Source organism: Rhodococcus sp. BH5, assembly GCF_027583855.1.
GTDB classification, from domain to species: domain Bacteria; phylum Actinomycetota; class Actinomycetes; order Mycobacteriales; family Mycobacteriaceae; genus Rhodococcus_F; species Rhodococcus_F qingshengii.
The window spans coordinates 74,492-95,085 of sequence record NZ_JAJHVW010000008.1; the positions used below are offsets into that span (position 1 = coordinate 74,492).

The following is a 20,594-nucleotide window of genomic DNA, read 5'->3' on the forward strand; positions in this document are numbered from 1 at the left end:
AACACCCTGTCGGCGTCCGAACAAGCCCCGGGCCCCACCCCTTTTGTCGCTGCGAGCGACCACCCGCCGAGAGGCGCCTGTGGGACGTCGACACCTGACTTTCACACCACACGACCAAGGCCGCCCGGTCACTGACGGGCGGCCTTGGTCGCTTTTTCGCAGGTCAAACCCCCGTTACCGACGCCTGGCCGCTCCCGTAGTCATTTTTCCGCCCAGAATCACGACGCCGTGATGGGTGCCCGCAGCCAACCAGTCCGGCAGGGTCTGCCCCTCTGCCTCGACGCTCACGCGCGCGTATCGGAACGATCCCGTCAGCCTTGCCGACGCGATCGCCAGACCTCCACCGGACTCCGGCTGCGCAAATCCCAACGCCCCGGCAATCGGCAGACGCGGCCCGAGCATCCGCGTATCCGAACGCACCCGCCATCCGTCGCCGGTTGCAGTGAATTTCTGCTGCACGTCTCCGTCGAACTCGGCCAGAACCTTGGGTAGTTGCCAGTGGACTCGCCCACCGTGCACCGACGGTTCCGAATCCACCGCGATGAAAGGGACCGCCATCCGCGGCATAGGCCCGATCCGTTTCCCTGGCGCATGCAAGACCGGACTGGCGAGGATCTCGCGATACGGGCCGACCGGCGAATCGAGGTAGTCCACCATCATGGCCACCGTCATCGGAATCGTTCGACCATCCGGGCCGAGCTCCCGCGCCGCCGACGTACTGCGGTGCCACCACAGTGTCGCGCGAACGCGAGCCGGCCACGGCGGCGGATCACTCACCGGCCAGTCGACGCGGTCACTTGTCGATTCAGGCACGCTCCACATCGGACACCTTCTCAGCTCGAATGGTCAGGGGAAGCCGCAAAGCGCCTGGTGCATGCGTCGGCACCACCGGATCGGACGGCAAAGTCGGATCGATACGTACGTATGGCTCGCCGGTCTTCGGGCGGGCGTCCGCGCCACCCTTGTTCGGCCACATCGCGCACGCTCGTTCCGCCTGCGCAGTGATGGTCAGGGAAGGATTCACTCCGAGATTTGCGCTCACCACCGAACCGTCCATGACGTGCAGTCCCTCATGACCGTATGCACGCAGATACGGATCGACGACGCCACTCGACGCGCTGTCACCGATCGCGCAGCCACCCAGAAAGTGTGCCGTCATCGGGATGTTCACGATCTCGGCGATGGAACCACCCGGGTCGCCGTCGATCTTCTCGGCGACCTTGCGAATGGCTGTATGACCCTGCGGAATCCACTGAGGAGGTGGATCGCCCGGTCCCGGTCTACTGGTGAGGGAGCGCCCGAATCGTTTGGTGTTCTTGGAAAGTTCGAGGGAGTTGTCGTCGGTCTGCATCACCAGCGCGATGACGGTTCGCTCGGACCAGTTCCGTACCGACAACGACCGCAAGAACGCTCCTGGGTGTCGGGCCGCGACTGCCAGAGTCTTCAGCACCCGGGGAGTTCGCCCACCGCCGTCACTCAGGACGGTCTGCAGAAGTCCTATTGCATTGCTGCCCTTGCCGTATCGCACCGGCTCGATGTGCGTGTGATCATCCGGGTGAAAGGACGACGTGATGGCTACGCCCTGCGTGAAGTTCCGTCGACGCGACTTCGACGTTGCGGCCAGTACGGCTTCGGAATTGGTACGTACGACGGTGCCGAGAGTATCCGACAGGCCCGGCAGGGCACCGGATTCCTTCATACCGAGCAGCAGTCTCGCCGTTCCGTACGTTCCGGCGGCAACCACCACCTGATCGGCGGTGAACCGAACTTCTCGCCGGCGGACGCCGTCCGTTCGCCTCGCGAGCAGGCGGTAACCACCGCTTGCCGCCGGCCGAAGGTCGGTGACGGTCGTGAGCGGATGAACCCTGGCGCCCGCTTGCTCGGCGAGATGGAGGTAGTTCTTGACCAGCGTGTTCTTCGCACCGACTCGGCAGCCGGTCATACATCCCCCGCATTCCGTGCAACCTGTGCGTTCGGGTCCTTTTCCGCCGAAGAACGGGTCCGGCACGGAAACTCCTGCCTCCCCGAAGAAAACACCGACGGGGGTGGACGTGAAGGTCTCCCCCACGCCCATCTCTTCGGCTACGTCCTTCATCACCGCATCGGCAGGAGTGAAGGACGGATTGGTGCGAACACCCAACATCCGTTTGGCCTGGTCGTAGTACGGCGCCAGTTCGTCGTGCCAGTCAGTGATGTGCGCCCACTGACGGTCTTCGAAGAACCGATTGGGTGGCTGATACAACGTGTTGGCGTAGTTCAACGACCCACCTCCGACGCCGGACCCCGCCATCACGAGCACATCCGGAAGAAGATGGATGCGCTGAACCCCATAACATCCGATCCACGGCGCCCACAGGTACTTTCGAAGTCTCCAACTGGTTTCAGGCAACTCGTCGTCGGCAAACCGTCGACCGGCTTCGAGCACCCCGACACGGTAGCCCTTCTCCGTCAGGCGAAGAGCGGCGACACTGCCACCGAATCCCGAACCGATAACCACCACGTCGTAGTGCGTCGCGGTCATGCCTCGACGCTTTCGATCTTGCGAGCGGAGTAGTTCTCCCGATCGAAATGCTCCAGCAGCGAACGGAATTTGAAAGTGAACGTCGGCCACTGCACCGAGTTGCGCCCCTCCGGATCGATGTACCAACTCGAGCATCCGCCCTTGTTCCACACCGTGTGCTGCAACTCGTGCTGAATTCCCTTGTTGTAGTGCACCTGCACCGTCTCGTTCACGTCGAGGGCATCGATCCGCTCTCGCTTCATGGTGTTCAAGGCGTCGTTGACGTACTCGGCCTGGGACTCGAGCATGTACACGATCGAACTGTGTCCGAGGTTGGTGTTCGGACCGTACATGAGGAACAGATTCGGGAACCCGCTGACCGCAGTACCCTTGTACGCGTTGGGACTACCGTTCCAATGTGCGGCCAGCGTCTCGCCACGTTTTCCGGTGATCAGATGCGCAACAGGCGGTTCCGTCGGCGTGAACCCCGTGGCGAAGATGATGGTGTCGACCTTGTGCTCGACTCCGCGTCCGTCGACCACTCCGTTTTCGGTGACCGAGACGAGCCCACTGTCGACCAGACTCACGTCCGCGCGGTCAAGGGTGCGCAACCAGTCGTTGGACAGAAGCATGCGCTTGCAACCGATCGTGAAATCGGGAGTCAGTTTCCGGCGCAACTCCGGATCTTTCACCTGTCTGCGCAGATGAAGGCGCGCGGCCGCCTCGAAGGCAGGCAGCACCCACGTCGCGTGCGACATCGCGGCACCGAGTAGCTCGCGGAAGCCGTAAACCCACCCTCGAATCACCTTCTGTGTAACGGGAATCCGCGAGTACACGGCCTTCTGTGCAGCAGGCAGGGTGCGATCCATCCGCGGAATCACCCAGGCCGGAGTTCGCTGGAACACGGTGACATGGGCAGCAGGGTCGGCAATTTCGGGAACGAACTGAACCGCCGACGCTCCCGTTCCGATCACGGCTACGCGCTCACCACGCAGTTCATGTTCGTGGTTCCACGTCGCCGAATGGAAAGTGGTCCCCGAGAATTGGTCGAGGCCGGGGAAATCCGGGATCTTGGGCGTCGACAACGCTCCGGTCGCGGCGACCAGAGCTTTGGCCGTCAACGACCCTCGAGATGTCCGAATACGCCACAGCACCGCATCCTCGTCCCACACAGCAGCTTCGAGTTCGCAGTTCAGGACTACGCGTTCCACGATGCCGGTGTCTGCGGCCACCTTCTTCAGATAGTTGTAGATCTCGGGTTGACGAGCAAAGGTATGACTCCAATCGGCGCTCGGCGCAAAAGAATACGAGTACAACGCCGTCGGCACGTCACAGGCACAGCCTGGATAGGTGTTGTCGCGCCAAGTGCCGCCGATGTCAGCTCCACGCTCGATCAACACGACGTCTGCAGCGCGGTTGTCGCGAAGCATTCTGGCGGCCAAGCCCATACCGGCAAATCCGGCACCGACGATCAGCGTTTCGACATGTTCGGGAAGCTTCACTTCTTCTCCACTCGGGATTGCCAGGCCGGCAACAGTCGCGCTCTGAGCGCGTCGTCGGCTTCGGATGTACGAAACAGGGCTGAGACGGCAAGCCCACGAACGAGTTCGATGGTGAGTTCGACCGACTCGGAATCGAACCGATCACCGAACAACTCGGCGCTGCCGAACTCGAGCGCCTCACTCACCTTGCGTTCGAGGGGCACCGTCGCCGCATGCAGAACGGGATCGGTCCGCGCCGCGACCCACAATTCGAGGGCGGCATAGAACAGCGGCCCGGAGAACGCGTCCGACAGGACCTCGAGGCCTCGACCACGATCCACTTCAGCGGTGAGGATTTCTTCCAGCCGCTTGTCGACCAGATACTCGACGGCCGCGACGACCAGCGATTCCTTGGTCGGAAAATGATGCAGTTGCGTACCCCGCGAGACGCCTGCCCGGCGGGCGATCTCTTGCGTGCTGGTCCGTGCGTAGCCCAGCTCGACCAACGATTCGACGGCGGCGTCGAGGAGGCGCCCACGCATCGCCGCTGTACGTTCGGCCTGGGTACGGCTTACTTTCGCATCGGAAGTGGTCTCGGTCACAAGACAACTGTAGAGCCGAAACGTAAAACAGTCCAGGCTGACTTCAAATCTTGACACGTAACATACCGGTCAGTCAGCTCTGCCTGATAACGTCCTCGCATCGAGCGGAGGGAAACAATCGCTATGCCAGAGCAAACAGCATTTCCACACCGCCGTGTCGGGTTGGTGGAAGACCACGAGTCGGTAGCAATCGGCGTGTCCGTGATGCTCGAGGACGAGCCGGACCTCGAATTGGTGTGCATCGCGACCACTGTGTCCGAGATGCTCGCTCAGAACGTCGCCTTGGATCTGGCAATCCTCGACCTCCGGCTGGCCGACGGTTCATCGCCCAAGAGCAATGTCGAGCAACTGCGGGCCGCCGGGCTCGAGACATTGATCTTCACCGGGGCGGAAAACCCGTACCTCGTTCGCTCGGCCGCCCGTGCCGGCGTACTGGGTGTTGTACGCAAGTCCGAACCGACTGCCGTCGTGGTTGATGCGATACGCGCCGCCGCGTCGGGAAGGCAGGTGGTGACGACAGAGTGGGCTGCCGCAATCGACGGGGATCCAGGTCTCGACGAAGTGGGTCTGAGCCCTCGACAACTCGAGGTCCTCGAACTTTACGCATCCGGAGAGAAGGCGGATCGAGTTGCGCGACTCACCGGTTTGGCGCCGCAGACGGTTAACGACTACCTCCAGCGCATCAGGCAGAAATATGCGGCTGTCGGACGACCCGCACCGACAAAAACGGATTTGTACAAACGCGCGGTCGAAGACGGGGTGTTACCAATTCCTGAACGGCCTACTTCCGGAAAAAAGCTGACTTTGACTAACAATGAGGTTCGGCAACAATAACTCTCACAGCGCTGCCCCTGAAAATATGGGCAGAGGAATTGATGTCTGGGAAAAATTTCCCTCTTCGAATTACATTCATCTGACAAGAAGACGGCACTGTCGGGGGTCTGTCATTCCGCTACAGAGAAGTAAGGACGAAACTCATGACAGTCACTGTGGAAAACTGCATGGCACAGGATCCCGTAGGACCGCACCTTTCGGAGCGCGAAATCGAGGTTCTCAGGGAATGGCTACTGAGTGATTCGAAGTCACGCGTTGCTCAAAACCTCTACATCAGCGTGGGAACGGTGGGGACCCACCTGTCGCGGATTCGCGAGAAGTATGCCGACGTTGGAAGGAACGCACCGACGAAATGCGAATTACTCGTGCGAGCGATACAAGATCAGATAGTGACGATCGACGAACTCTGATCGACAGAGTTGCTTTCGACAAAACAGCCAGTGCTTCTGACGAAATTCTGAGGCTCTTCGGCCGCTTCATCGGCGCCGGCTATGTCTGCTATTTGATATTGCTTGCCCCTGCGATTGCAGAAGCCACCACGATGTCTGCGTCGTGGTGGACTCCACTGGCGGTGGTCGCGACTTTCGGTAGTGGGCTGGCGCTGGGAGCATCGACGTTCCACGCCGACACCCGATGGGTGAAACGAACTGCGAGCGCAAATGCGGTTCTCTACGTCGTGGTCATCCTCCTGTGGTGGCCGGCGTGGAATGGTGACCACGTCACAGATTTCACCTTGTGGATTTCCAATTTCCCCGGCGTCGCCAGCCTTGCTGCCGCTGCAGCTTGGCGACCGGCCGCTGCCGTCGTGCACCTTTTCGTAGTGGCAACACTCGCACAGTTGACCAATCACATAATCCGGACGAGTCCCACGACGCACCTGTTGGTTCCCGACCTCGCCTTCGCCTGGACATTCTGCGCGGTTTTCGTAGCAGCGGCCGTCATGGCCTTGCGAACCGGACGAGTACTGGATGCGACCATCGCCACCACTCATGCCGCTGCCGCCCGCGCCGCCGCGGCCGAGGCCAAATCCGTCGAACGCGAGAGATTCGACGCACTCATCCACGACACCGTGATGTCGACTCTGCTCGCTGCTTCGAGAAACGATGCCGATCCCTCGGTCGTCGCTCAGGCGCGAAGGACGGTGGCAAGACTCGACGAACTGCGCTCCGGAACCGACCACGAGACGAGTTTCGACTTCGACGGAATCCTCGCTCAGTTGCGTTCAGCCGCTTCGGAAGTGGACGAAAACATCACGTTCGAGACCGCCCTCTCCGACGGGTCTGATCCGAGCGGATACGCACCCGACTCGATTCGTGCGATGGCCGGTGCGATGGCCGAGGCACTGCGCAACAGCGTCAAACACGCCGGAAGCAGTGCACGGCGTTCGGTCACGGTCACGGCAACCGCCACCCACCTCGAAGTAGTCGTCACCGACGACGGCGTCGGCTTCGATCCGAGCTCCGTCGAGACGCATCGCCTCGGAATCACTGTCAGCATCCGCGGCAGAATGCGTCAACTCGACGGCGGATCGGCAACCATTCGATCGTCACCCGGCCGCGGCACTTCGGTGACTCTGACGTTGAGCTTGCCCGTAGCGGTGATGACATGACCAGGCCGGACGGACGAGATGTCCGCGATCTTCTCGGCATGCACAGCCGTGCTGCTCGATTCATGGCTGCATGCTTCGCGCTCACCTGCGTGATCTCGGTCGCCTACACATCCTCCGACGTCCGCGCAGTCTGGCCGATGATCTTGGCAATTATCGTGTGCTCGACTGCGGCTTTCACACTCGTACTGAGCAGAGGCGACCCGATGCCGCTGGGGCAGAGCGTTCTGGTGTCTCTGACCGGCGCCGTCACGAGCGGCCTGGTGTTGTCAGTGGTTCCCGTCCCCGTCAACGACATGACTCAACTCTGGATGTTCGGGATGTCGACGGCAGTCTTCACCTTCATGTGCGTTCGTGGGCGTACAGCACTCGCGTGGCTCGGGCTTGGACTCATGGTGTTGGTGACCGCCATCTGGTCCTCCACCACCGGCCAGGGGGCCATGTACGGAGTGTCGTTGACGGTCATCAACGCGGGCCCTGTTCTGATGTCGACCTTCTTCGCATACACCATCCGTCCTCAAGCCAGGGTTATCTACGAACTTCGTGAGCAGTCCACCCAACGAATTGCCTCCGCATCCGCCAGTGCTGCGATTCTCGAGGAACGCGACGCGCAACTCGACAGGCTCGATGTCCTTGCACGCCCGCTCCTCGAACGGGTCGCTTCCGGGGTTCCACTGACAACCACCGAGCGGCAAGAATGCGAACTCCTCGAGGCGCAACTCCGAGATTCACTGAGGGCGACAGGCTTACAACAAACAGATGTCATCGATGCTGTGCGTGCCGCTCGAAACCGCGGCGTCGAAGTGGTCCTGCTCGACGACCACGGAATGGATGGCGCGAACCCCGACGTGCGCGACCGAATCCACTCGAGCATCGTCCGGGAACTCACCGCGATCACGCGAGGAAAAGTGACCATACGGATCCTTCCACCTCGGCGTACCGCTATGGCCACGATGCTGGTCGATACTGAAGACGTTCGACGAATCGAGTTCGATCACAACGGAATGCAGCTGCTACGGCAGGGGGACCGGGGAGAGCTCGGCACCTCGTCCATGTCCGTCGATCCGACTACAGACAGCGCCGTCGAACCCGAATAGCTTTCGAGGAGAGTGAGATTCACCGGGTCGATCACCAGGAGAAATGAATGATCTTCGAACTGCGTCCAGCGCATGTCGCACGTGCCCTCGCCGCACTGTGTGCCCTTCCGATTCTGTGGACCTTCGCAGTAGAGGGAATCACCACGACAACGGAATACGACTACAGCACAGGCGAAGTGTCCTCGTCGAGCGACCTGGGCTCTCAGATCGGAAGCGTCGTGATCTGGATCGTCCTCGCGATCGCATTTGCCGCCGGTGCCTGGTATCTGGAGAAGCAGCGCATCGGTTGGCCGCCGGCGGCGCACGAGCAGCTGGTCAGACTGCAGCTGGCATCACCCAACCGAGAAGAGTAAAGGTCCCTACCGCTTCCGATCGCCGGCGCGGAGAAGATTACTGGGAACCGTATGGCCCACTATCTCCTCTGCAACGGCAGCGGCACGAATGCTCGCATCCAGGTCGATACCCGTCGCAATGCCCATGTCTTCGAGCATGTAGACCAGTTCCTCCGTCGCGATGTTGCCACTGGCACCGGGAGCGAACGGACAACCGCCGAGACCTCCGGTGGACGCGTCGAGGTTTCGAACACCGTGCTGCACAGCCGCAAACGCGCAAGCAAGACCAGCGCCACGCGTGTTGTGGAAGTGCGCACCCAAGCCGAAGTCACCTACTCTTTCGCCCACAGCGTCGATCAATCGTCCGACACGTCCCGGCGTGGCAGTGCCGATGGTATCTGCGATCGAGAACTGATCAGCACCGAACTCCTTGGCCTGCTCCGCAATCCGCAGAACACGATCCGGGTCGGTTGGACCGTCGAACGGACAGTCCCAGGCTGTGGCCACGATGACCTCCACCCGTCCTCCGGCGTCGTGGACGATCCTGACGACCTCTCCGATACGTTCGGTCGCTTGCTCCGTCGTCGACCGAGTGTTGGCCTCGCTGTGGCCATTCGATGCCGACACAACATATTCGACGGTTTTCATTCCTGCGGCGACGGCCCGTTTCGCTCCACCGATTCCGGCGACCAATGCCGAGAACTCGATGCCGGGCCACTGGTGCAGTTCTGCTGCCAACAATTCCGCGTCGGCCAACGCCGGCACAGCGCGCGGTGAGACGAACGACGTCGCCTCGATACGCGAAACACCCGTCGCAGCCAGAGCGTCGACAAGACGAAGTTTCTCCGCCAGCGACACCGGGTCTTCGATCTGCAACCCGTCCCGTGGTCCGACTTCACGAATACTGACTGCTGGAATACCCACGCCAGGTACCGACATGTCAGATCACGCCCTTCATCTTCAGTTCTGCCTGCTCGTCGTCCGAGAGTCCGAGGAGCCCGCCCCACACCGAGGAGTTGTCGTGACCCGGCGCCGACGCTCCCGCGTTGCGCACGGATCCGGGTGTCTCACTGAAAGTAGGCACGACGCCCAAGCCGAGGACGTTTTCACCGATCCGCTCGTCGTAGTGGTCGACGAGCATCCCCCGCTCGATCAGCTGCGGATCCTTGACGACATCTTCAACCGTATTGATCGGCCCGGCAACAACTCCCACTTCGGTGAGGCGTTCCACCAGGCTAGTGGGATCTTGGAGCGCGACCCAGGCGCTGATCAGTTCGTCGAGCTCGTCCTGATGTTTGCCACGGGCAACATGATTGGAGAAGCGGTCGTCATGCGCTAGTTCCGGTCGCCCCATGATGGCGCACAGACGCACGAAGAGCGTATCCTGATTGGCTGCGATCACCACCCAGTTTCCTTCAGAGGTCTGATAGATGTTGGACGGCGCAATACCCTCCAATCTCGTTCCCGAGGGCTGCCGGATGATCCCGCCCCGATCGTAATCCGGGATCGTGGATTCCTGCACCGCCAGACAGGATTCCGTGAGGGCAACGTCGACCACCTGACCACGGCCGGTCCGCTCTCGTGAGAGCAACGCCGCCAGCACTCCCTGAACGGCGAACATCCCGCCGAGAGAATCTCCGAGCGAAAGGGCAATACGCGGAGGCGCCTGCCCTGGATAACCGTTCAGATGCCGAAATCCGCTGACCGCTTCGGCAACCGAGGCGTAGCCGGCGCTCTTGGCTTGCGGTCCGCTCTGCCCGTAACCGGATACCCTGGCCAACACCAACTTCGGATTGCGCGCACTGAGAACGTCGAATCCCAGGCCCCACTTCTCGAGGGTGCCCGGCCGGAAGTTCTCGACCACCACATCGGCATGTTCGATCAGATTCAGAAACAGGTCTCGTCCCGCGTCGACGCGAAGGTCCAACGTCACACACCGCTTGTTGCGGGCGTGAACCGTCCAGAAGAATCGATGACCGTCCTGCTCGGCCTGACCCCAGGTACGAAGCGGGTCCGGGCGGTCCGGCGATTCGATCTTGATCACGTCGGCGCCCATGTCGCCGAGCAGTTTCCCGGCGAAGGGCCCGGCGATCAAGGTTCCGAGTTCAATCACCCGATATCCGTCCAGGGGCCCGGTGGGCGTACCTTCCGACACAGCTGCCTCCTCTGGGAACTTTTCTCCCCTTGAAGGCTACGTCACCACCCGATATCGCAACATCATGTCGTGGTCTTCGTGATCGAGCATGTGGCAGTGCCAGACGTACCCCTGCAGGTCCCCCATACCGGCTTCTCCGTGTGCCGAGTGGTCTGCCATGGAACCTCTCGCGAAAGTTGCATCCGGATCGAAGCCCAACTCGTCGGCCGTCGGAAAGCGCACGATCACGCGGGTGATCGAGTTGGCATCCACGATGACAGTGTCCTTCTCCCCCGTTTCCCACACTTCGGGAGGCCGCAGCGAAGAGGTCACGAATTCCTCGGCCGACGGCGTCCACCGGACCCCCAAGTCAGGCACCGGATACCGCTGCATCAGTGCTGCAGTGTCGAGGCTTTGGCGTCCCACAACGCGGAACGCCACCAAGTGCAGATGAATCGGATGTGGTTCCGTGGTGATGTTGATCAGATTCCATTGCTCGACGGCTCCCTGACGTGGCAGTTCGATATCCGAATCGGTGAACCTCAAATTGTTGAGCGACATGGTGATCGACGGGTAATCCGAGGGACGCGACAGCTGCATGATCGTGAGATTTCGCACCATATCCGGGGACGCCGGATCGGCAGCAACGGAATTCAGCTGCTGCGGGATCGAGCCGGTGAATCCCTTTGCGCTGCCCACGTCGAACCGACAGAAGACCGGCATCACCTGTGTGCCGCGTTGCGCCACCGCAAGGGGTACCGGTTCGTCGTTGCGCAATTCCACCGTCGTGCCCGGCTCGAGCATGCTGAAGTCGACCAGCAGATCAGCGCGTTCACCCGGACTCAGCCGGACGTGATCCGTCGGCGCCGGAGCGGCCAAAAAACCGCCTTCGGAACCGATCACCCAGAACCGCATACGATTTGCGAAGTGCAGATTCCACACCGAATAGGTTGCGGCATTGAGCAGTCGCAATCGGTACAGCCCTCGAGCCACCTCCACTTTCGGCCACACGACGCCGTTCACCACGCCAACGTCACCGGGGGTCGCCGGATCCCAAGAACCCTGCGGAGTGAGCCACGTGGAACGGACACTCTGCTGACCGTCGGAGGTGAAGACCTTGTCCTGCAGAATCATCGGAAGCTCGAACTCACCGGACGGCAAGCCGAGAGAATTCCCGGCGGCGCCCGTGTCAACGTCGTCACGGAGAAAATACATCCCGACCAATCCGGCGTAGACGTTGAGGCGCGTCATTCCCATGGCGTGATCGTGGTACCAGAGATTGCCGGCGGCACGACCATTCGTGTATTCGTGGACCAAACCTTCGCCCGGACGCTGGATCAACTCCGGATGTCCGTCGAACTGTGGTGCAGTAACTCCCCCGTGCAGGTGAAGCGAGGTGGGGACCTGTGTGCGGTCGAGGTTGCTGACGCCGTGCAGACCCGGATCGACATCGGCGGCAAGCGGATACGCAGAAATGTCGTTGGCATATCGGACTGTCACGAGCTGATCGACGTGCGCCTCGATGGTGGGGCCCAGATAATCCATTCCGCCGTAACCCAGCGACGGCGACGACGGTAGGTCCGGATGGAAACGGTGCATCGACGATGCCGCACGAAGCTCCAGGTTGCCACCCGAAATGCCCGGCAGGACAGGAAGGGACTCCCGGAACGGTTCCAGACGGGGCGACGGAAGTTGGAATGGGCGCAGTGGATCGACATCAGGTGGTCGAGCCGTCGCTGATCCAGCGGACAACGCGCTCAGACCGGCCAGCAGGCCAAGCCCTTGAACAAACGATCGGCGACGGATCTTGTGTGACTCGTCCACTCACGGCCCCCTCACGCTGACGGCATCCGGAGCGGGTTACCCGTGTGCCCGCACGGTCAAACACCGACCACCTTCTCCAACCAGGGTTTGAGAATGGGTAGAACATGAGCCGGTTGCATTGCCTGCGTGTGATCCAGACCGTCGAGTACCTCGATATCCCACCCTGCCGACCGAACGGCGTCGAGGTCGAGATCGGCCGGCGCGACCCGTACCCCACCCCATCGGTCACCGTATTCGATGACGTCTCGCGAACCGACGAAACACATTCGCGGACAAAGGATGCGCCCTTGAATCGTTCGATCGTCGAATTCACCAAGTGCGCGGTACAGCGTCACGAACTGCCGGGTCTGCGCTCCGGTCAACGCAATGTCGATGGAGTTCCAATCGAATTCGTCTGATGATGCCGTGGGCTGTGATGTGCGCTGGGGCGGTTCACTCGCCATGCGGTGTGTAGCTTCGGTAACCTGGAGCATCGCCTTGTACGGCCCATCCACCGGCGGGAAACCACCCATGACCAGTGCGGTCAGACGATCGGTGCGCAGCGCCAACTGCAATCCGCACAGAGCCAGCCAGGAGTATCCGTAGTAGGCGAACTGGTCGATCCCAGCCGAATTCGCCACAGCCAGAATGTCGGACGCGATGTTGTCGGGAGTGAGCGTGTCCGGCGCGGGCGACGCCATCCGGTGCCCTTCGTAGTCGAAGGCAACCACAGTGAAGTTCGACGCCAACCCTTCCAGGAACGTTCGACCGAGCGAGGGGTCAACGCCCCAGGCGCGCAGTTCGTCCGCCTTGATGCCGGTAGCCGAAATCGGATTCACAGGTATCAGCACGGCAGGGCCATGCCCGAGAACCTCGACATCGATAGTTGTCCCGTCATGAAATCTTGCCTCAACCATGCCCACTCCCAAATCTTTACACTGTAAAGTAATTAAGAATAGCGCGACTCCACGAAAGCGACAAGATGAACAAACAGGCAGGCCGACGCGATATCGCACGCACGATTTCACTTCTGTGGCGTCAACCCGAGGCGCCTTCCGGCCGCCGAGGACCGAAGCCCGCGCTGTCCATTGACACAGTCGTTGACGCCGCGATCGAAGTCGCCGACGCCAACCCCACGACACCGTTGTCGATGCGCATGATCGGCGACCACCTCGGCCGCACTGCGATGTCGTTGTACACCTACATACCGGGAAAGGACGAACTGCTGGACCTGATGTACGACCGGGTGCATGCCGAGCTACCGCCGATCGCAGACACCGGCGACTGGCGCATGGCACTCTCCGACTGGGCCGCCGCACTCTTCGCCCTACATACACGCCATCCGTGGACATTGGATGTCTCGTTGGCGCGCCCCGTCCTAGGTCCGCACGAGCAGGCAGGACTCGAATCACTCCTGTCCATTCTCTACTCCACAAGTCTCGATGCTCCGACCATCCGCAGATCGGTGAGCATGCTTTTCCATTTCATCCGGGGGTCCGCGCGGACCTTAGCTGAGATCCGGAGCGCCTCGACCATCGGAGATTCCGAATCTCATTGGTGGGCAAAGTCTTCTGCTGCACTGGCCGATGCTGCACCGGATTTCGCGGACGACTTCCCCCACACGATGCAGTTGGGTCGGGAGGCCCCACCGGTACCGGGCGGCGACTTCTATCTCGAACGAGAAACCGAAGAGTCATTTACTCAGGGCCTACAGATCCTCCTTGACGGTATCGAATCGAGGATTCGAAAACACTCTTGACTCGAACGCATGTTCGAGTATGATTTGGAGAGGGGATCGGGGGGTTCAATGAGTGTTTGTCTGTCGGACGTGGTGTCTGGTTCTGCGGTGGGGTTACGCGGACGGTTGTGGCAGTTGACTGCTGCCGAGTTGCGCGCTGCTGCTGTCGAGGCGAGTGCGGAGATTCTTCGTCTCGAAGCTGTGCGTGTGGCGGTGGTGGACGAGTTGTCGTTGCGCCCGGATGATCAGGTGATTGCCAGTCGCGGTGCCGGTTCGTGGTTGGCGGGCAACACGATGCTGCAGGTTCGGGACGGGAAGAAGATCGCCGCGTTGGGTGCGGCTTTGCGGCCGTTTCCGGCGGTGGCGGCTCGGTTCGATGGCGGGGACTGCTCCTTCGAGCATGCCGTGTTGATCGTGGCGTTCTGCGAGTCACCACCTAAAGGCATGCCAGACGCCGCGCTCCCTCGCTGTATCGACCTACTGCTTGCGGCTGCTTCCGGAGTTGAGGCGACGACCACGAAGGTGCGGAACGTGATCGCGACGTTGGAGAGGTTGTTCGAATCGGATGAGATCCCGCCCGCCGAAGACATCGACCAGAACGAGCTCCGGATCGCCTCGACATTGAACGGTCGAGTGGTGGTGCGCGGCGATTTCGATGCCCTCACCGGTGAAATGTTGCTCTCGGCCCTGTCGAATCTGACGATGCCAACCCCAGCACCGGATGGGACGCCCGATGCCCGGTCGGCGGCGAAACGCACCGCGGACGGGTTCACCGAACTGATCCGCCGCTATCTGGACTGCGCCAAGACCGGTACCGATGGTGGTCAGCGTCCGCACGTGAACGTGCACATCAACGCGCGTGATTTGGCTGAGCATCGGGACTGCGCCGCAACACCCTCCAAGACTGATGACGGAATGGCCGTATCGGATCTCGATGTCGGGCACATGCCCTGGCTCGGACCACTGTCCGTATCGCAGACCAGACTCCTCGGGTGTGACTGCTTCCTCTCCACCGTCCTGCTCGACGATCACGGCGCACCCTTGGATGCGAAACCAGGAAAGAGGTTGGTCACCGCCGAACAACGGACTGCGTTGATTGCCCGCGACAGAGGCTGTGCCTTCCCGGGCTGCACATGCGTGCCCGCCTGGACGGATGCGCACCATATCCGGCACTGGGCGAACGGCGGCCCGACGGTGATGAACAACCTGGTCCTGCTGTGCCGTTCACATCACCGGCTGATGCACCGCAAATCCGGGTTCGTCGGCAAATGGGAAATCCGAATAGGCGCCGACAACAAACCCTGGTTCATCCCACCACCCTCGATCGACCCCGGACAGCAACCGCGGCCCGCGAACACCACCTTCAAAACCTGAGAGGTCAAACCTCTTTGGCGACAACAGAACACGGACCAAGCACCGCATCGAAGGGATCCCCCCGATGCGGTGCCAACAGACCGTGGCGAACCCGTCAGACGGCCTGCGCAACCTTGGCGGCTCGCGGGAATCGCTCCCGAATCTCCGCTGGCGTGACAACTCTCGGGTCCAGGGGTTGCTCGTCACGCAGGTGGCGCTCCAACACCTTGCCCGTCATCGGCGCAATGACTTTCAGAGCAGTGGTCATGTTCTTCGGTGAACTACCCAACCGGACTGCCGTTCGCACCGCGGGCGCAATTGCTCTGTCCAACAACGCTGGCTGATCGAACCCACCCATCGTTCGCATCCAGCCGGGCAAAGTCGCGATAGTGGCCGGCGCGACCAATCGGCTGAATGTCGCGAACTTCGTCTTCCCCTGCGCTCTCGGTGTTCTCAACAAGTAGTGCATCGCCCGGTTGGCACGCTCGGAGGTACACAATCTGGGCCTGACTTCAGCGAAGTACTCACGTACCTCGTCTCGGGAGCGTGGAACGTCGGAGGTCTTGCATGTCTGTAGTTCGGCAGCGATCACGCATTCTTCCCAGTACCGCTGCTCTTCGACAGCTGAAAGCGGGCCCGGCCCATACATCTCGTAGCACTTGAGCACCGAATGCCAACCCGTCACGTGGATCCAGAGCTGTGACGCCGGATTGTTTGCGCTGTAACGAGTTCCGGTGATCGGTTCAATGCCCGTGGCCTGAGCATGAACTGTCATGAGGTGGTCGGACAAGGCCAATGCCGTCCGCCCGTCGGCAGTGGCGACGGTCAGGAAGTACGCCAAGGTTCGGTCGAGTCGCCCGGCCGGATCGCTGTAAATCCCGCTCATGTCTGCCACTGCGGCAGCCAAGAAGGGGTCGAAGTGCTCGAGCACCACCGACCGCTGGAACCCGATCAGCGCTGTCGGCGCGGCCCAGATCTTCCAACTGGGTGATCCTGGGCCGAAGAAGCCGTAATCCTCACGCGGTCGATTCATCGTCAGTTCAGACATTTCATTCCTCCCCGTTCGTTGAGCCTGCACCGTTCATTTCGTAGGCACCAGACAAGGCGACTACTTGCTGCCAGACGTACTCGAATCGCTCCGCCGCGAACGTGGGGCGCCGGATAGATGCGAGTGCCAACCGTTGCTGATCTTCACTGGCGCTGGGTTTTCCGTACAACTCCACCGCTGCAGCACTGAAGTCGCGGACCAGGACATCGAAGATCTGATCCAGCACCCCACCGTTCCGCTGCTCCTCGTCCAATCCCAAGATCTCGGCTTGTTCGAGGATCAACTGGCCGTAGACGACGAGGGTGAAGAGTTCGGTGATCGCAAGGCCGAAGTCCAAGTCGACCTGCTGCGCCGCATCCGGTGCAGCTTCGACTAGAAGGGTCACGAGCGCTTCTGCCTGCTCCACGAACAGTGCAACGTTGGGAACATCCGCAAACTTCGCGTACACCGCTCGCCAGTCGTCGAATCGAACTTTCGACAACCCCCGTGCCGGACCCTGACGGAACAGGAACTCGTCGTCGGCTGCATCGTTGCGCGTCGGAATCGCCGGAAATGACTCGGGGGCAAAGAGGTACGCCGGCATGAACTTGGCGATCAGGGCGAGATTGACGGCGACGGTCCCCTCGAGCTTGGGCAACCCGTCGACATCTATCTTGGCCACCGCGAGGTAGCTGTCCTTCTCGAAGCCCTTTGCCGCAGCGATGTCGGAGAGCAGTCCGATCACTTTCTGCGCTTCGGTTGTCACCTTCATCTTGGTGACGGGGTTGAACAAGAGGTAACGGCGGTCTTCGGGAGATGCCGTCCGGAAGTAGTCCACCGCGCGATCCGAGAAGAGCCTCATCGCCAGCAGGCGTGCGTACGCGTCGACGAATTCTCGTCGCACGTGGGGGAAGGCAGTGACGGGATTGCCGAATAGAATTCGATTGTGCGCGTGGGTGATCGTCTCGTACAAGGCATGAGTCGACATACCGATTCCGCCGAAACACAGGTTGAATTTTCCGATGTTCACGGTGTTGAGTGCGGCACTGAATGCTGCCTCGCCGGTATGCAGGATATCCTCTGCCGCAACGGGATAGTCGACGAGCGAGAACTCCGCTACGTACATCTGCGCCGGAACGATGTTCTTCACCACGGTGAATGCCGGATGGTCCGAGTCGGCGTAGAAGAAGACGTACTGATCAGTGCCCTCCACTCCGTCGACACGACCGAAGACAGAGACCGTGTTGGCGCAGTTGCCATTTCCGATGTAGTACTTCGAACCGCTGGCCAGGTACCCGCCGCTGCCGTTGGGCGTCAAGACCATGTCGGTGGAGTAGACGTCCGCGCCATGCTCTTTCTCGGACAGCCCGAATGCCGCAAGGCCTCCGGAAGCCAAAGCGGAAGCTGCTCGCGCCCTTGCCGTCTCGTTGTCGCTCTGCCACACCGGCCCGAGACCGAGGATGGTCACCTGCCACGGGTACCAGTAGTTGAGTCCGTAGAAGCCGAGGATCTCGGACAGCGCGGCGATACGGCTGGTATCCCAGCGCTTGTCGGAGTCACCGCCGCTGTCGCGGGCGGGCGTCAGAAATGTGGCGAACAGACCTTCCTTCGCCGCGAAATCGAGGAAATCGGAGTAGAAGATCTTGTTGTGATAGTCGGCCAGGAGTCGGTTCTTTCCACGCGCCTCGAACCAGTCGACGGTCGCGCCCAGCAGTCTCCGCGTGGTCGCGTCGAACTCCGGCCGATCGTACGTGGAGGGATGGAGCAGCAGATCATTCGGCACTAAAGAGGTCGACGCTGTCATAGCGGTTGTTCTCCTCGAGATCTCGGCAGAGGCGCCTCACTGAGCACCATTCGAATACAACGCCACCGTAACAATTGCAGACGATGAATACAACGGTTGCGTATTATTCACGAAGAAGTGGCAGGCAGATTAGGGTGAGACCGGAGGTGATGCACACGATGACCAGGTCACAAGCTGACGCAACGGATACACCGCGGCGCAAGTACGCCCCTCGCATGGCGCCGGAGCAACGTCGCGAGCAGCTCCTCGACGCAGCATGCGAGGTCACCGGCCGCGTTGGCCTGCACAACCTCAGCATGGAATCCGTCGCTGCCGAAGCCGGTGTCGGCAAGCCCGTCCTCTACACGATTTTCGATACCAGGACCGATCTCGTCGCTGCACTGCTGCGCCGCGAGCACGAGCGTGCCATCGCTCAGGTGCTCGAAACCATGCCGACAGATCTGAGCGAACTCGGCCCAGCGGCGTCGTACACCGGGACCGTTGGCGCCTTCGTCGACGCCGTACTGGAGAACCCGACGCGCTGGCGCCTGATTCTGACGTCTGTCGAGAACGCCCCCAGCGAGTATCACGGCTTGTTGAAGCTCTCTCGCGGAGCTGTCTTCGCCCGCGCCGAAGAACTGGCCCGCGCCGGGATTGCCCTCGAGCCGAAGCTCGAAGGCCTTGATCCGGTTCTCCTCGCACACACCATGATGTCGTTCGCCGAAATGCTCGGACGACTGGCCGTCAGTGATCCCGAAACCTATACCCGAGAACGACTTTCCAGTTTTGCCGTGGCTCTCGCACAATCGGTCGGGCGTTAGCAGCCGACTGAAACCTGTCGGTCGGATCTGCTTCAATACTCACATGACATCACCATCGATCGAACCGCTGCAGCTTTTCGAAACGTCTTCGGGCAACTGGTCACTGATGCTCACCGACCAGCATTTCGGCAAGGTGGCATCGACATTCGAGCAGGTAGAGGGTTTCGAAGGCTCCGGTTACGACTGGGCGTCGGTCGCCCACGCAGTGGTAGGCCGCGATGCACCGCATCTGGAGGGCCGCTTCGGCACCGATCCCGAAGCGGGCATGTTTGTTGCGTACGGCAGCGACACCGAAGCTCTCGGTGAGCTCGGAGTGCTACTCGCCAAAGCGTATTCGGATGCCGAGTACCTCGGTGGCCTGGTCGCCATTTCCGAACTCGACTAGAGCGCCGGTCGAAACGACACCGGCCCCGCACCTAGGTGCGGGGCCGGTACCGAACGAAAGATCTAGCCGACCAACAGCTCGGCAATCTGAATCGTGTTGAGCGCGGCACCCTTACGCAGATTGTCGCCCGAAACGAAGAGCGCAAGTCCGCGTCCCTCCGGGACACCCGGATCCTGACGGATACGACCGACCAGCGACGCGTTGCCACCGGCAGCGGCCAGCGGCGTCGGAACCTCGACAAGCTCGACGCCCGGAGCGTCGGCGAGGATCTCCTTGGCGCGAGCAACCGAGAGCGGGTTGGCGAACTCTGCGTTGATCGCGAGCGAGTGCCCGGTCACGACGGGAACGCGCACGCACGTACCCGAAACCAACAGATCGGGAAGTCCGAGGATCTTGCGGCTCTCGTTGCGGAGCTTCTGATCCTCGTCGGTCTCGCCGCTTCCGTCGTCGACCAGCGAACCTGCGAGAGGCAGGACGTTGAACGCGATGGGGGCGACGTAGTTGTTCGGGGCCGGGAAGTCGACGGCACTGCCGTCGTGAACCAGCTTCTCCGCGTCTCCGACTACGGCGCGCACCTGGCCGAGGAGTTCCTCGACGCCGGCGATGCCGCTACCGGACACGGCCTGGTAGCTGGAGACGATCAGACGCTGCAGACCGGCTTCGTCGTGCAGAACCTTCAGCACCGGCATCGCTGCCATGGTGGTGCAGTTGGGGTTCGCGATAATGCCCTTGACCAGGTTCTGCGTGTCCTGCGGGTTGACCTCGCTGACCACGAGGGGAACCTCGGGATCCTTGCGCCATGCCGAAGAGTTGTCTACAACGGTCGCGCCGGCAGCAGCGAAGCGCGGAGCCTGGGCGCGCGAGAGCGTCGCACCGGCTGAGAACAGGGCGATGTCGATGCCCTTCAGGTCCTCATCCGATGTGGCGGCCGCATCCTCGACGATGATCTCTTCGCCGCGGAAGGGCAGCTTCTTACCGGCGGAGCGTGCAGATGCGAAGAACCGCACCTTGTCCGCGGGGAAGTTCCGCTCTTCGAGCAAAGTGCGCATGACGATGCCGACCTGACCGGTCGCACCGACAACAGCGATAGTCGTCATG

At 61.4% G+C, this 20,594-nt stretch carries 20 protein-coding genes; 9 read left to right on the forward strand and 11 right to left on the reverse strand.

The window, feature by feature from the left end:
• Window positions 1–174 precede the first annotated feature (174 nt).
• From RhoBH5_RS20595 to RhoBH5_RS20610, 4 genes are read right to left on the reverse strand one after another with little or no spacing between them, the layout of a single operon-like run.
• Complete coding sequence (locus RhoBH5_RS20595; RefSeq protein WP_007732330.1) at window positions 175–822, reverse strand: hypothetical protein; 648 nt, start codon at window positions 820–822, stop codon at window positions 175–177.
• A complete protein-coding gene (locus RhoBH5_RS20600; RefSeq protein WP_165638750.1) occupies window positions 806–2,521 on the reverse strand; it encodes a GMC oxidoreductase in 1,716 nt (571 codons plus the stop codon). Before RhoBH5_RS20600 ends, RhoBH5_RS20595 begins: the two co-directional genes overlap by 17 nt.
• The gene (locus tag RhoBH5_RS20605; protein WP_050656943.1) at window positions 2,518–4,002 is read right to left on the reverse strand and encodes a flavin-containing monooxygenase; all 1,485 of its coding nucleotides are present in this window, start codon (window positions 4,000–4,002) and stop codon (window positions 2,518–2,520) included. Before RhoBH5_RS20605 ends, RhoBH5_RS20600 begins: the two co-directional genes overlap by 4 nt.
• On the reverse strand, window positions 3,999–4,523 hold the full coding sequence (locus RhoBH5_RS20610; RefSeq protein ID WP_202427151.1) for a TetR/AcrR family transcriptional regulator: 525 nt from the start codon (window positions 4,521–4,523) through the stop codon (window positions 3,999–4,001). The genes RhoBH5_RS20605 and RhoBH5_RS20610 overlap by 4 nt, the downstream gene beginning before the upstream one ends.
• Window positions 4,524–4,706: 183 nt before the next feature.
• Between RhoBH5_RS20610 and RhoBH5_RS20615 the strand changes: the two genes are divergently transcribed.
• From RhoBH5_RS20615 to RhoBH5_RS20635, 5 genes are all read left to right on the forward strand, one after another.
• Entirely contained in the window at window positions 4,707–5,417 is a 711-nt protein-coding gene (locus RhoBH5_RS20615) for a response regulator transcription factor (protein WP_007732315.1), read from the forward strand.
• A gap of 167 nt (window positions 5,418–5,584) precedes the next feature.
• On the forward strand, window positions 5,585–5,827 hold the full coding sequence (locus RhoBH5_RS20620; protein ID WP_003943509.1) for a LuxR C-terminal-related transcriptional regulator: 243 nt from the start codon (window positions 5,585–5,587) through the stop codon (window positions 5,825–5,827).
• Window positions 5,828–5,958: 131 nt separating this feature from the next.
• On the forward strand, window positions 5,959–7,026 hold the full coding sequence (locus RhoBH5_RS20625) for a sensor histidine kinase (protein WP_270008730.1): 1,068 nt from the start codon (window positions 5,959–5,961) through the stop codon (window positions 7,024–7,026).
• Window positions 7,023–8,120 carry a hypothetical protein gene (locus tag RhoBH5_RS20630; RefSeq protein ID WP_065455112.1) on the forward strand — a complete coding sequence of 366 codons (1,098 nt, stop codon included), beginning with the start codon at window positions 7,023–7,025 and terminating at the stop codon, window positions 8,118–8,120. Before RhoBH5_RS20625 ends, RhoBH5_RS20630 begins: the two co-directional genes overlap by 4 nt.
• A 47-nt stretch (window positions 8,121–8,167) precedes the next feature.
• On the forward strand, window positions 8,168–8,473 hold the full coding sequence (locus RhoBH5_RS20635) for a hypothetical protein (protein ID WP_136471627.1): 306 nt from the start codon (window positions 8,168–8,170) through the stop codon (window positions 8,471–8,473).
• Between the two features lie 6 nt (window positions 8,474–8,479).
• Here RhoBH5_RS20635 and RhoBH5_RS20640 read toward each other — a convergent pair whose 3' ends face one another.
• The 4 genes from RhoBH5_RS20640 to RhoBH5_RS20655 are packed head-to-tail and all read right to left on the reverse strand — an operon-like array spanning window position 8,480 to window position 13,306.
• Window positions 8,480–9,376, reverse strand: coding sequence for a hydroxymethylglutaryl-CoA lyase (locus tag RhoBH5_RS20640; protein ID WP_370852725.1), 897 nt, complete (start codon window positions 9,374–9,376; stop codon window positions 8,480–8,482).
• 16 nt (window positions 9,377–9,392) lie between these two features.
• On the reverse strand, window positions 9,393–10,607 hold the full coding sequence (locus tag RhoBH5_RS20645) for a CaiB/BaiF CoA transferase family protein (protein WP_270008731.1): 1,215 nt from the start codon (window positions 10,605–10,607) through the stop codon (window positions 9,393–9,395).
• Window positions 10,608–10,643: 36 nt separating this feature from the next.
• Entirely contained in the window at window positions 10,644–12,410 is a 1,767-nt protein-coding gene (locus tag RhoBH5_RS20650) for a multicopper oxidase family protein (protein WP_270008732.1), read from the reverse strand.
• A 56-nt stretch (window positions 12,411–12,466) separates the two neighbouring features.
• Window positions 12,467–13,306 (reverse strand): alpha/beta fold hydrolase, encoded by an 840-nt coding sequence (locus RhoBH5_RS20655; RefSeq protein ID WP_047270040.1) that lies wholly within the window; start codon window positions 13,304–13,306, stop codon window positions 12,467–12,469.
• 65 nt (window positions 13,307–13,371) lie between these two features.
• Here RhoBH5_RS20655 and RhoBH5_RS20660 point away from each other — a divergent pair, with 65 nt between their 5' ends.
• A complete protein-coding gene (locus RhoBH5_RS20660; protein WP_047270037.1) occupies window positions 13,372–14,148 on the forward strand; it encodes a TetR/AcrR family transcriptional regulator in 777 nt (258 codons plus the stop codon).
• Window positions 14,149–14,196: 48 nt separating this feature from the next.
• Window positions 14,197–15,501, forward strand: coding sequence for an HNH endonuclease signature motif containing protein (locus RhoBH5_RS20665; protein ID WP_054827453.1), 1,305 nt, complete (start codon window positions 14,197–14,199; stop codon window positions 15,499–15,501).
• A gap of 94 nt (window positions 15,502–15,595) precedes the next feature.
• Here the strand turns inward: RhoBH5_RS20665 and RhoBH5_RS20670 are convergent, their stop codons facing one another.
• Window positions 15,596–16,528 (reverse strand): oxygenase MpaB family protein, encoded by a 933-nt coding sequence (locus RhoBH5_RS20670; protein WP_080961232.1) that lies wholly within the window; start codon window positions 16,526–16,528, stop codon window positions 15,596–15,598.
• Between the two features lies 1 nt (window position 16,529).
• A complete protein-coding gene (locus RhoBH5_RS20675) occupies window positions 16,530–18,311 on the reverse strand; it encodes an acyl-CoA dehydrogenase (protein ID WP_270008733.1) in 1,782 nt (593 codons plus the stop codon).
• A gap of 149 nt (window positions 18,312–18,460) precedes the next feature.
• Here RhoBH5_RS20675 and RhoBH5_RS20680 point away from each other — a divergent pair, with 149 nt between their 5' ends.
• Together RhoBH5_RS20680 and RhoBH5_RS20685 are read left to right on the forward strand one after the other, a co-directional pair.
• Window positions 18,461–19,111 (forward strand): TetR/AcrR family transcriptional regulator, encoded by a 651-nt coding sequence (locus RhoBH5_RS20680; protein WP_270008780.1) that lies wholly within the window; start codon window positions 18,461–18,463, stop codon window positions 19,109–19,111.
• 43 nt (window positions 19,112–19,154) lie between these two features.
• Window positions 19,155–19,496, forward strand: coding sequence for an Imm51 family immunity protein (locus tag RhoBH5_RS20685; RefSeq protein ID WP_047271601.1), 342 nt, complete (start codon window positions 19,155–19,157; stop codon window positions 19,494–19,496).
• A 62-nt stretch (window positions 19,497–19,558) separates the two neighbouring features.
• On the opposite strand, the gene RhoBH5_RS20690 is transcribed toward RhoBH5_RS20685, so the two are convergent.
• Window positions 19,559–20,593, reverse strand: a complete 1,035-nt coding sequence (locus RhoBH5_RS20690) for an aspartate-semialdehyde dehydrogenase (protein WP_003943474.1) — start codon at window positions 20,591–20,593, stop codon at window positions 19,559–19,561.
• Window position 20,594 lies beyond the last annotated feature (1 nt).